The organism is Achromobacter sp. 18P8.1.1, from assembly GCF_057799415.1.
In genome coordinates, this window is record NZ_JBYOKH010000015.1 from 111,279 (window position 1) to 122,740 (window position 11,462).

At 65.9% G+C, this 11,462-nt stretch carries 12 protein-coding genes; 5 read left to right on the top strand and 7 right to left on the bottom strand.

The window, feature by feature from the left end:
- Nucleotides 1-196 precede the first annotated feature (196 nt).
- Nucleotides 197-904, top strand: a complete 708-nt coding sequence (locus tag AC27VE_RS12420; protein WP_488704008.1) for an N-acetylmuramoyl-L-alanine amidase family protein — start codon at nt 197-199, stop codon at nt 902-904.
- 78 nt (nt 905-982) lie between these two features.
- On the opposite strand, the gene nhaA is transcribed toward AC27VE_RS12420, so the two are convergent.
- Nucleotides 983-2,203, bottom strand: a complete 1,221-nt coding sequence (nhaA, locus tag AC27VE_RS12425; protein WP_488704009.1) for a Na+/H+ antiporter NhaA — start codon at nt 2,201-2,203, stop codon at nt 983-985.
- Nucleotides 2,204-2,523: 320 nt separating this feature from the next.
- On the opposite strand from nhaA, the gene AC27VE_RS12430 reads away from it, so the two are divergent.
- Together AC27VE_RS12430 and AC27VE_RS12435 are read left to right on the top strand one after the other, a co-directional pair.
- Nucleotides 2,524-2,919: a hydrogenase gene (locus tag AC27VE_RS12430; RefSeq protein WP_488704010.1), complete on the top strand. Its 396-nt coding sequence runs from the start codon at nt 2,524-2,526 to the stop codon at nt 2,917-2,919.
- On the top strand, nt 2,900-4,054 hold the full coding sequence (locus AC27VE_RS12435) for a glycosyltransferase (RefSeq protein ID WP_488704011.1): 1,155 nt from the start codon (nt 2,900-2,902) through the stop codon (nt 4,052-4,054). Before AC27VE_RS12430 ends, AC27VE_RS12435 begins: the two co-directional genes overlap by 20 nt.
- A 28-nt stretch (nt 4,055-4,082) precedes the next feature.
- Here AC27VE_RS12435 and AC27VE_RS12440 read toward each other — a convergent pair whose 3' ends face one another.
- The 4 genes from AC27VE_RS12440 to AC27VE_RS12455 form a co-directional block, all read right to left on the bottom strand.
- Nucleotides 4,083-4,547 carry an HIT family protein gene (locus AC27VE_RS12440; RefSeq protein ID WP_427962296.1) on the bottom strand — a complete coding sequence of 155 codons (465 nt, stop codon included), beginning with the start codon at nt 4,545-4,547 and terminating at the stop codon, nt 4,083-4,085.
- Complete coding sequence (locus tag AC27VE_RS12445) at nt 4,544-4,993, bottom strand: GNAT family N-acetyltransferase (RefSeq protein WP_488704012.1); 450 nt, start codon at nt 4,991-4,993, stop codon at nt 4,544-4,546. The genes AC27VE_RS12440 and AC27VE_RS12445 overlap by 4 nt, the downstream gene beginning before the upstream one ends.
- Nucleotides 4,994-5,016: 23 nt before the next feature.
- The gene (gene pap / locus AC27VE_RS12450; protein WP_488704013.1) at nt 5,017-6,483 is read right to left on the bottom strand and encodes a polyphosphate:AMP phosphotransferase; all 1,467 of its coding nucleotides are present in this window, start codon (nt 6,481-6,483) and stop codon (nt 5,017-5,019) included.
- Nucleotides 6,484-6,569: 86 nt separating this feature from the next.
- Nucleotides 6,570-7,424, bottom strand: coding sequence for an MBL fold metallo-hydrolase (locus AC27VE_RS12455; protein WP_488704014.1), 855 nt, complete (start codon nt 7,422-7,424; stop codon nt 6,570-6,572).
- A gap of 100 nt (nt 7,425-7,524) precedes the next feature.
- Here AC27VE_RS12455 and AC27VE_RS12460 point away from each other — a divergent pair, with 100 nt between their 5' ends.
- Both AC27VE_RS12460 and AC27VE_RS12465 read left to right on the top strand, forming a co-directional pair.
- On the top strand, nt 7,525-7,860 hold the full coding sequence (locus AC27VE_RS12460) for an ArsR/SmtB family transcription factor (RefSeq protein ID WP_006224778.1): 336 nt from the start codon (nt 7,525-7,527) through the stop codon (nt 7,858-7,860).
- A 59-nt stretch (nt 7,861-7,919) separates the two neighbouring features.
- Entirely contained in the window at nt 7,920-9,167 is a 1,248-nt protein-coding gene (locus AC27VE_RS12465; RefSeq protein WP_488704015.1) for an NAD(P)/FAD-dependent oxidoreductase, read from the top strand.
- 7 nt (nt 9,168-9,174) lie between these two features.
- On the opposite strand, the gene AC27VE_RS12470 is transcribed toward AC27VE_RS12465, so the two are convergent.
- Both AC27VE_RS12470 and AC27VE_RS12475 read right to left on the bottom strand, forming a co-directional pair.
- Nucleotides 9,175-10,443, bottom strand: a complete 1,269-nt coding sequence (locus AC27VE_RS12470) for a phenylacetate--CoA ligase family protein (protein WP_427962289.1) — start codon at nt 10,441-10,443, stop codon at nt 9,175-9,177.
- A gap of 82 nt (nt 10,444-10,525) precedes the next feature.
- Nucleotides 10,526-11,380: an ABC transporter ATP-binding protein gene (locus AC27VE_RS12475; protein WP_427962287.1), complete on the bottom strand. Its 855-nt coding sequence runs from the start codon at nt 11,378-11,380 to the stop codon at nt 10,526-10,528.
- Nucleotides 11,381-11,462: the final 82 nt, after the last annotated feature.

Sequence of the window (11,462 nt, forward strand, 5' to 3'; positions counted from 1 at the left end):
CGCGGAGCCGGCAACAGGCCTTGCAGGGGAAGGCGCGAGTGCGACCTCCCCGACGCAAGGAGCATCCCTGGATGGTAGCCCTTCAGCTTGAGCAACGCCTGAACGCCATCGGGCCGCCGGTTGCCGGTAACATCTGGCCCATTCCGGCGGCTGGGCCTTTCCCAGATGCCTACCCTTCTTGCAGGCGGTCATCAGCGTGGCATCAGCTTTCATCCATCGTTTCCGGGGCACTGCGGCGTGCGTGGCGTTATGCGCGGGCGTTCTGCTGGGGTTGCCCGCGCAGGCCGCGCACATCGTGGTGGATACCGGGCACACCCCCAACCGGCCGGGCGCGACGGGCGCAAGCGGGCGGGTGGAGTATCTGTACAACCTGGATGTCAGCAATCTGGTGGCGGCCGTTCTGCGCGCCGCCGGCGATCGCGTGACCCAGGTGGCGGCCAATGGCGCCGAAGTCGAACTGGGCAAGCGTTCGCGCATAGCGCCGACGGCGGATTTCTTTGTCTCGATCCATCACGACTCGATGCAGCAGCAGTACATCGATGCGGGGCGCCAGCGCGAGTTTGCGGGGTTCTCCGTGTTCGTGTCGGAACGCAATCCCAGGTACGAACAAAGCCTGCGCTGCGCGCGCGCCATCGGCGAGCAGTTGGTGGCCGCGGGCGAGAAGCCGTCGCTGTATCACGCGGAACCGATCGCCGGCGAAAACCGGCCGTTGCTGGACCGCCGTCTGGGTGTGCACCGTTTCGACGGGTTGGCGGTGTTGAAGACGGCGCCGATGCCTGCGGTGCTGGTAGAGGTGGGGGTGATCGTGAATCCGGACGAGGAACGCCGCCTGGCCCGCCCTGAAGTCGTCAAACGGGTGGCGCAGGCGATCGCGAATGGCGTGCACGCCTGCCAGCAGCCGTAGCGCAAGGCACCCGGCAGCGCGGCCACCTTCGATATTTCGACCCTGGACCCCGGCGGCGGCGACAGGCTCCGCGCGGATTCATCGTGGCGGTGCGGCTTCCGGCGGCTTGCCGCCCAGGCGCAGCAGCAGGAATCCGGCCACCGCCGAAGCGAGGGATCCGGTCAGCACGCCGATCTTGGTGGCATCCACGGTGGCCGCGTCGGTGAAGGCCAGCGCGCCGATGAAGAGACTCATCGTGAAGCCGATGCCGCACAGTAGCGCCACGCCGTACAACTGCGTCAGCGATGCGTGGCGCGGCAGGCTGGCGACGCCTGTCTTGATGGCCACCCACGCGAAGCCGAACACGCCCAGCTGCTTGCCCAGGAACAAGCCCAGTGCCACGCCCAGCGGCACCGGTTGCGCCAGGCTGTCCAGTCCCATGCCGGCGAACGACACGCCCGCGTTGGCGAACCCGAACACCGGCACGATCAGCAGCGCCACGGGTTTGTGCAGCGCGTGTTCCAGGTCATGCAGCGGCGAATGCGCCTGCGGCTGGCCTGCATTGCGCGGACGCAGCGGGATCGTCAGCGCCAGCGCCACGCCGGCCAACGTGGCATGCACGCCGGACTTCAGCACGAAATACCACAGCACGGCGCCGATCAGCAGGTAGGGGGTCAGCCGCAGCACGCCTGCGCGGTTCAGGCAGAACAGGCAGGCCAGCAAGGCGCCCGCCATGATGAGCGCGAAGACTTTCAGTTGCGAGGTATAGAACAGCGCGATGATGACGATGGCGCCCAGATCATCCAGGATCGCCAGTGCGGTCAGGAAGATCTTCAGCGAGGTCGGCACGCGGCTGCCCAGCAGCGCCAGGATGCCCAGCGCGAAGGCGATGTCGGTGGCGGCGGGGATCGCCCAGCCGCGCAGGGTGTCGGGGTTGCCCAGGTTGACCAGCACGTAGATCAGCGCCGGCACCAGCATGCCGCCCAGCGCGGCGATGCCCGGCAGGACGATTCTTGCAGCGCCGCGCAATTGGCCATCCAGCACCTCGCGCTTGATCTCCAGACCCACCAGCAGGAAGAACACGGCCATCAGGCCGTCGTTGATCCAGTGCAGCACGGTTTCGCGCAGCATAACGGGCCCCGCGTGAAAGCCCAGTTTGGTGCCCAGAACCTCGAAGTAGAGGGGAGCGGCCGGGCTGTTGGCGATGATCAGGGCCGCGAGGGCGGCGGCCATCAGCACGTAGCCGCCCAGCGCTTCGGATTGCAGGAAAGCCTGGAGGAACGAGGGGCGGCGGGAATGAGCCGGAACCTGCTGGGTCACTGGGCCTCCTTGGTAATATTTTGTTAAGATGACAAATTGAAGCTGAATTTTAACTGAATAAATTATTCAGATTGGGCCGTTTATCGCTAACTTCGGCCAATTTCGATGAAAATATTTAAAAACTCGCCGAATTCGAAGGAAAGCTTGTGGGTGGGCATTGCGGCCTCTACCAATGACTTCCTTCAGGATTTCGACTAAATTTCGGTCTTTGATGCGTCGACACGTAATAGATATTTCAGTCGATTTCTAAAACAGCTTTTTTCTTGAGCATATTGACCAGCTTGTGGCTAGCGATGCCGCCTGGCGACCTCTCCTAGCACATGACCCTGCCTACCTTATCGGTGCTGATCCATACACCCGCTAACTCCGGCGCGAAGAGCCGTCTGGTCGAAGTGGGGGAGTCCTTGGCGCTTCCCGCAGGCCAACCCACGTATGGCCAGTACTACGTCAAGCGCTTGGCGCCCAGCATGCGCCTATTGACGTGGCAACGGGAGGGGTCACGATTCGATTTTTCCCGCACCGGCGGAATCCGCGTGTGGACCGGCCGCGAACTGACGGCGTCGGAGTGCGCGCACGAGTGCCAGGCGCAATCTGCGCTCCCGCTGGAGCCGGACGACGTTGCCTACCTCGAAGCCTTCCTGCTGCTGCAGAACCGCAGCTGGAACGATCTCAACGCCGCTGAAGACTTGTCAGCCCATGATGCCCACTCCCGCTGAACCGCAAGCCGGCAACACCGGCGCCCGCCTACGCATCCTGCACACCGAGGCGGCCACGTCGTTCGGCGGGCAGGAATTCTGCATCTACAAAGAGATGATCGCCATGCGCGAGCGCGGCCATCACCTGGAGCTGGTCTGCCAGCCCGGGGCCGAACTCGGAGACCGCCTGAGCGAGGCCGGCTTCACGGTGCACCGAATCGTCATGGACGGTGCGGGCAACTTCCTGCGCGGCGTGGTGTTCATGCGGCGCCTGCTGCGGCGCGAGCGTTTCGACGTCGTGAATACGCACAGCCGCCGCGACACCGTGCTGGCCGCCATCGCTGCGCGCCTGGCCGGCACGCCGTTGATCGTGCGCACGCGGCATCTGGCCAAGCCCATCAATTCCCTTTATGCCTATACGTGGCTGGCGCACCGAGTCATTGCCGTCAGCCGCTATGTGCGCACGCAATTGCTGGAGGGCGGCGCGCGGCCGGAGTCGGTCGCGACGATCCATTCGCCGGTCGTGTTGCCGCAGGTACGCGAAGGCGCTTGCGTGCGCGATGAGCTGGGGCTGCCCCCGGACGCGCTGGTGGTGGGCTGCGTTGCCGTGATGCGGGCCGAAAAGGGCCACGGCGATCTGATCGACGCGTTCCACCGGGTTTGCCCCCGCTTCCCCTCGGCGCATCTGGTCCTGGTGGGCGACGGCATGCCCTTGTTCGACCAGTTGCAGGCGAAGGTGTCGGCGTTGGGGCTGACGGACCGGGTGCATTTCACCGGACGCCGGCAGGATATCGGCAACGTGCTGATGGCCTTGGACGTGTTTGCCTTGCCGACCCACCGGGAGGCCCTGGGCACGGTGTTCATCGAAGCCGCGGCGATGGGCGTGCCCGTCATTGGCACGGACGTGGGCGGCGTGCCGGAAACCATGCAGGCGGGCGAGACCGGGCTGCTGGTGCCGCCGCGCGATCCCGCCGCGTTGGCGGCGGCGCTGGAAACCCTGCTGGCGGACCCGGCCCTGCGCCGTCGCATGGGCGACGCTGGCCGCGAGCTGATCTGCGGCCAAGGCCTGTTTTCCGCCGAGCGCACTGCTGGCCAGGTGGAGCACGTCTACACGCACTGGCTGGCCGAACTGGGCCGGCCCGTGCGCGCTGCCTGACGTTTTATCTACCGGCGGGCGCCGGCGTTCAGTGCATGAGCAACGCGTTCATCGCTTCGATCACGCGGTTGCGATAGCGCGGCAGCAAGGCCTGCGTGCGGGCCTGGCGTTCGCGCCATTCCGCAGGCTCCGAACCGGCTGCGACGCGGGGCGTCGCCCAGATCGGGTCGGGGAAATGGCGATCGCCGCGCCAGCGCGGAATCACATGCCAGTGCAGGTGCGGCACCATGTTGCCCAGCGACGCCAGATTGATCTTGTCCGGCGTCAGGACCGATTGCTGCGCTTCTTCCACCGCATACACGGCGCGCATCAGCAGATCGCGCCCGTGCGTGGACAGGCTGGTCATTTCCGCCAGGTGGGCGTTCCAGATCACACGCGTGAAGCCGGGATAGTCGGCATCGTCCACTTCGATCACGCGCAAGTGCGGGCCACGCCACAGCAGCGTGCCGCCGTCTTCCTGGCACAGGGGGCAGTTCGGGTCGCGAGCGCTCAAGCCATCACCTTGCGGTACTGAATGAAGCCGGAGCGGTCCGCGATGCGGTCGTACAACTGCATGGCGGTCGCGTTGGTCTCGTGCGTCAGCCAGTACACGCGCGCGCAGTTGTTGGCGGCGGCCTGGGCGTAGACGTGTTCGATCAGCTTGCGGCCCGCGCCCGTGCCGCGTACGTCCGGGTCCACGTACAGGTCCTGCAGATAACAGTAATCGCCTGCCGTCCAGGTGGAGCGGTGGAAAATCCAGTGCACCATGCCGATGGCGCGGCCGCTGTCGTAGGCAAGCGCCGCGTGCATGGGCTCGGCGGGGTCCAGGAAGCGCGCCCAGGTGTTGCGGGTGACCGCGTCGTCAATGCTGACGCGGTAGAACTCCTGGTAGCTCTTCCACAGCGGCAGCCAGACTTCGAAGTCGGCAGCGACGATGGGGCGGATTTCGGCGGTACTCATGGCGCAGGGCCTCCTGTCGGGATTCAGAGTTGGTTTTCCATCGCTTCGACGACGTGTCGCAGCACTTGCAGCCGAGCGTAGCGCTTGTCGTTGGCGGACACCAGATGCCACGGCGCGTGTGCGATGTCGGTGCGGGCCAGCATCTCGTTGGCTGCGGCTGCGTATTCCTTCCATTTGTCGCGGTTGCGCCAGTCGTCGGGTGTGATCTTGAAATTCTTGAAGGGCGATTTCTCGCGTTCCTTGAAGCGTTCCAGCTGCACGTCGGCGGTCACGGCCAGCCAGAATTTCAGCACGATCGCGCCGCTGGCCGCCAGTTGTTCCTCGAAGTCGTTGATCTCGGCGTAGGCGCGACGCCAGTGGGCGGGCGCGGTCAGCTTCTCGACGCGTTCGACCAGCACGCGGCCATACCAGGACCGGTCGAAGATCGCGACGCGGCCATGGCGCGGCAACTGCCGCCAGAAGCGCCACAGATAAGGGCGTGACAGTTCATAGCTGTTCGGGGCGGCGACCGGCGTGATGTCGAATTGCCGGGCGTCCAGCGCATGGGTCACGCGCCGGATGGCGCCGCCCTTGCCGGCGGCATCCTGCCCTTCGAACACCAGCACCAGCGAACGGTCCTGGAATTTCTTGGACCGTGCGGCGCGGGCCAGCCGGCCTTGCAGCAGGCCGAGTTCGGACTCGTAGTCGCCCTTGTCGACGCGGGCTTCATAATCCAGTTCGCCCAGGCGGTCGACAATGCGGGCGGGCGCGGAATGCGCCAGGAACGATTGCGGAATGCGGGGCACGCCGCGCTGGCGCATCGCCGCCAGTACCGCCTCGGCGGTGCGGGCCGACCGCAAGTTCTCGTCGGCGCTGGGGATGACCACCCAGGGCGCGTGGCCGCTGTCGGTGTGGTTCAGCACAACCTGGCCGCCGGCGCGGATGCGGTCGTATTTCTTGTAGACCTTCAAGTCCACGGGGCTGACCTGCCACGAGGTTTCGGGGCTGGCCAGCAGGCGCTCTGCCCGGTCCTTCTGCGCCTTGGCAGACAGGTGGAACCACAGTTTGACGATCTGCACGCCTTCGGCGGCCAGCATCGCCTCGAAGCGGCGGATCGCGGCGGATTGCGCTTCGATGGCGTCCTGGTTGGGCTTCTTGCGGGCCGATTCAATGATCAGCGGCGCATACCAGGACCCGAACACGATGCCCGTGCTGCCCTTGGGCGGCAGGTCTTTCCAGTAGCGCCAAAAAGGCGGCCGGTCCTGCTCGTCGCCTTCGGGCGGGCCATAGGCCAGCGTCTTGATGTGGCGCGGATCCATCCATTCGTTCAGCAGGTTGACCGTGGCGCCCTTGCCGGCGCCGTCGATCCCCGCCACCACGATCAGCAGCGTCTTTTCTGCCTTTTCAAGGCGCTGGTATTGCGCGTTCAGCAGGGCGACGCGCAGCCGCGCTTCCACCGGTTTGAATGCTTCCTTGGACAGGCTGGGGTCGGCTTCGGCTTCTGCGAACATGGGGAATCCGTCTGATCGGCAATCGGGAGATCGGCCGATCTTGCGGGATAAGCGCCCGGCGCGCAAGTGCGGCGCGGGCGCCCGAGTCAGAGCCCGTCGATGGGGATTTTCAGGTAGCGCACGCCGTTGTCCTCTGGCGGCGGGAAATGGCCGGCGCGGATGTTCACCTGGATGGCGGGCAAGATCAGGGTGGGCATGGACAGGGTGGCGTCGCGCCGGGTGCGCATGGCGACGAACTCGTCTTCGCTGATGCCGTCATGCACATGGATGTTGGCGGTGCGCTGTTCGGCCACCGAGGTCTGCCAGTGGGCTTCGCGTCCCGGTGGCGGGTAGTCGTGGCACATGAAGAGCCGCGTGCCGCCCGGCAGGCCCAGCAGCCGCTGGATCGAGCGGTACAGCTGATGGGCGTCGCCGCCAGGGAAATCGCAGCGCGCGGTGCCCACATCCGGCATGAACATCGTGTCGCCTACGAAGGCGGCGTCGCCCACCAGATAGGCCATGTCGGCTGGCGTGTGCCCGGGCACATGGATCGCGGTGGCTTCCAACGCGCCGATGCGGAAGGTTTCGCCATCGGTGAACAGGTGGCCGAACTGGGAGCCGTCTAGCTGGAACTCGGGTTCCAGGTTGAAGATCTGCTTGAAGACGCCTTGCACGGTGCGGATGCTTTGCCCGATGGCGATGACCCCGCCCAACTGCCGCTGCAGATACGGGGCGGCCGACAGATGGTCCGCGTGGGCGTGGGTTTCCAGCAGCCATTGGGTGGTGAGCCCCGCTTTGCGCACATAGGCCGCCACGCGGTCCGCGCTGGCGGTGCTGCTGCGCCCGGATTTGGGGTCGTAGTCCAGCACCGAATCGATGATGGCGCAGGCGCTGCCGTCGTGCACGACGTAGGTGACGGTAGCGGTGACGGGATCGAAAAAGGCTTGGATGTGAGGACTCATGGCCGCCAGCAGATGACAATATATATATTTAAATAATATTGTTTGATAATTTATCCGTCAATATAATGATCCGCTATTGTCCGACCTGCCGATACGCCTTATGAATGCCGCCCTGACCGATTGCGAACTTGCCGTCCTGCGGGAATCCGCGGCCCAGGCCTGCGCGCTGCTCAAAGCGCTGGCCAACGAAGACCGCCTGCTGCTGCTGTGCCAATTGGTGCAGAACGAACGCAACGTGAGTGAACTGGAATCGCTGACCGGCATCCGCCAACCGACCTTGTCTCAACAACTGGGCGTGCTGCGCGACGAGGGGCTCGTCACGACGCGCCGCGACGGCAAGTACGTCTACTACCAGATGGCCAGCTTCGAAGTCAGCCAGGTCATGAAGACGCTATCCAGTTTGTACTGCGGCCGCGCAATGGAGTCACTGGCGTGAACCCGGACTGGTCCGCCCTTGAACCATTCAAAAGCCGGTAACCCGGCGCGGAGACAAGCATGCCCCAGGTACAGTCAGCACCCGCCGCATCCGCCGATTTCGACGTGGTGGTGGTAGGAGGAGGCGCGGCAGGCATCGGCGTGACCGCCAGTTTGCTGCGGCGCCGGCCGGATTTGCGCATTGCCGTCATCGAACCCAGCGACAAGCATTATTACCAGCCGGCCTGGACGCTGGTGGGCGGCGGCGTGTTCGATGTGAAGAAGACCATGCGCCCGACCCGTTCGGTAATGCCGTCGCGGGCCACGTGGCTGCATACGTCGGCCGCGGGTTTCGAACCGCAAGCGAACCGGGTGCGCCTGGCCGACGGCGGCAGCCTGACGTACCAGCAACTGATCGTATGTCCCGGCCTGCGGCTGGCCTGGGACAAGATCGACGGGCTGTCCGACGCGCTTGGCCAGAACGGGGTGACGTCCAACTATCGCTACGACCTGGCGCCCTATACCTGGGAACTGGTGCGGTCGTTGAGGCAAGGGCAGGCGCTGTTCACCCAGCCGGCCATGCCGATCAAATGCGCGGGCGCGCCGCAAAAGGCGATGTATCTGGCCTGCGACCATTGGCGCCGGACCGGTGTGCTGGACCGCATGCATGTTGAATTCGACCTGGCGGGCGCGGCGCTGTTCGGCGTGCCCACGTTTGTGCCGCCGCTGATGCGCTATGTCGAGAGCTATGGCATCAACCTGGCGTTCAATTCCGCGCTGGTGGCCGTGGACGGGCCGGTGCGCAAGGCCTGGTTCGATGTGAAGGGCGCCGACGGCAGTGTGTCGCGCGTGGAGAAGTCTTTCGACATGCTGCACGCCGTGCCGCCGCAAGTGCCGCATGACGTCGTGCGCGACAGCGCGCTGGCGGATGCGGCCGGCTGGTGCGAGGTTGACCCCGGCAGCCTGCGGCATGTGCGCTTTGACAACGTGTTCGGCCTGGGCGATGGCATCAGCACCAGCAACGCCAAGACGGCCGCCGCCGCGCGCAAGCAGATCGTCACCGTGACCGAAAACCTGATCGCGGTGCGCGAAGGCCACGCCATGCCCGTCACGTACGACGGCTACGGCTCGTGCCCGCTGACGGTCGAGCGCGGCCGCATCGTGCTGGCCGAGTTCGGCTACGGCGGCAAGCTGCTGCCCACCTTCCCGCTGGACCCCACGGTGCCTCGCAAGAGCGCGTGGTTCCTGAAGGCAACGCTGTTGCCGTGGATCTACTGGAACGGCATGCTGCGCGGCCGCGAATGGCTGGCGCGGCCGCTGGGCAACTGAACCTGCGCTACTCGTAGGTGCGCACGTCGTCGATGACCTTACCGTCGTTCGGCAGGCCGTCGGCGTCCACCCATTCCACGTCAGCGCGCAGCTTGGTCACGTCGCGCACGGATTCGGCGATGCGGTTGGACAGCTCTTCGCCGCGTACCCGCGAATCCACCTTCAGCACCATGCGGTCCGATCCGGTGCTGCCGCTGATGACGAGGCGGGCGCGCAGGATTTCAGGGTGGCGCCGCACCACGTCCGCGACCTGCGAGGGGTGGACGAACATGCCGCGTACTTTGGTGGTCTGATCCGCGCGGCCCATCCAGCCCTTGATGCGGGTGTTGGTGCGCCCGCAAGGCGAAATGCCGGGCATGACGGCCGACAGGTCGCCGGTGCCGAAGCGCACCAGCGGATAGTCCGGATTCAGCGTGGTAACCACCACTTCGCCGACCTCGCCGTCAGGCACGGGCTCTCCGGTGCCGGGGCGCACGATTTCCACGATGATGTCTTCGCCCAACACCAGCCCCTGGCGGGCAGGCGTCTCGAAGGCGATCATGCCCAGGTCGGCGCTGCCGTAGGCCTGGTAGCCTTCGATGCCGCGGGCCGCCAGCCAGTCGCGCAGCGACGGCGGAAAGGCTTCGCCCGACACCAGCGCGCGCCGCAGCGAATCCAGCTTCACGCCCAGTTCGTCGGATTTCTCGAGGATGATCTTCAGGAAACTGGGCGTGCCCGTGTAGCCGCTGGGTGCCAGGTCCTGAATGGCGCGCACCTGCTGTTCGGTCTGGCCCGTGCCGCCGGGAAAGACCGTGCAGCCCACGGCATGCGCTGCCGTCTCCATCATGGAGCCGGCCGGGGTGAAGTGGTAGGAAAAGCAGTTGTACGCCAGTTCCCCGGCGCGAAAGCCGGCCGCGTACAGGGCGCGCGCAAAACGCCAGTAATCCGCGCGCGCGCTTTCCGGTTCGTAAATGGGGCCGGGCGAGGCGAAGACGCGCATCGCTTCGCCCCAGCCGATCGCGGAGAATCCGCCGAAGGCTTTGGCCGGGCCCGCAGGCGCCGCCGCATCGTCGCGGCTGTGCTGCTGGCGTTCCAGCAGTTCGTGCTTGCGCAGCACGGGCAGGCGGGCCAGCGCCGCGCGCGACGTGATGGTGGCGGGGTCAACGCCGCGCAGCTGTTCGGCGATTGCCGGGGCGCGCGCGATCGCCCGTGCAATCGCGCCGGGCAAGGCGGCCATCAGCTCGCGCTCGCGTTGCTCGGGCGCTCGGGTTTCCAGGACATCGAAAAACTCGGACATGGGATCGCACCCTCTCGTGTGCCGTATTGCGGTGTCGTTGCCGGCGGGGCGCCGGTCCACACCGGCGCTGCCGCTCCAGGGATCAGGCCAGCCAGCGTTTGCGGCGGCGGTAGAACTTGTTGTCGCGGAAACTCTTTCTTTCACCGCTGGAAATGCCCAGGTAGAACTCTTTGACGTCCTCGTTCTGGGCCAGGTCCCGCGCGGCGCCGTCCATCATCACGCGCCCGTTTTCCAGGATGTAGCCGTAATCGGCATAGCGCAGCGCGATGTTGGTGTTCTGTTCGGCCAGCAGGAAGCTCACGCGTTCGCGCTGGTTCAGATCGCGCACGATCTCGAAAATCTCTTCCACGATCTGCGGGGCCAGGCCCATGGACGGTTCGTCCAGCAGGATCATGTTGGGGTTGGCCATCAGCGCGCGGCCGATAGCGGTCATCTGCTGTTCGCCGCCCGACGTATAGCCGGACTGGCTCCCGCGGCGCTGCTTCAGGCGCGGGAAGTATTGGTACACGCGTTCCAGCGCGGCCGCGGTGTCGCCGCGGCTCATGCTGCGGGTGTAGGCGCCGGTCAACAGGTTCTCTTCGATGGTCAGGTGGGCAAAGCAATGCCGACCCTCCATCACCTGCACGACGCCGCGCTTGACCAGTTCCGACGGCGACAGCCGTTCGATGCGCTGGCCGCGGTATTGGATATGGCCCTTGGTGACGTCGCCGCGCTCGCCCTTGAGCAGGTTCGAGATGGCGCGCAAGGTCGTGGTCTTGCCCGCGCCGTTGGCGCCCAGCAACGCCACGATCCTGCCTTCCGGCACCTGCAGGGACACGCCCTTGAGCACCAGGATCACGTGGTTGTAGATCACCTCGATCCCGTTCACGTCGAGCAGCACGTTGGGCGCTTCGGCGGGGGAAGGGGCGATGGATGCAGCAGTTGTTGCAGCGGTCATGACGATTCCTGCGGCGTGGTGGGGGGGGGGGGGGGGGGGCGGGCGCCCCCCCCCCCCCCCCCCCCCCCAACCAAAACTCCCC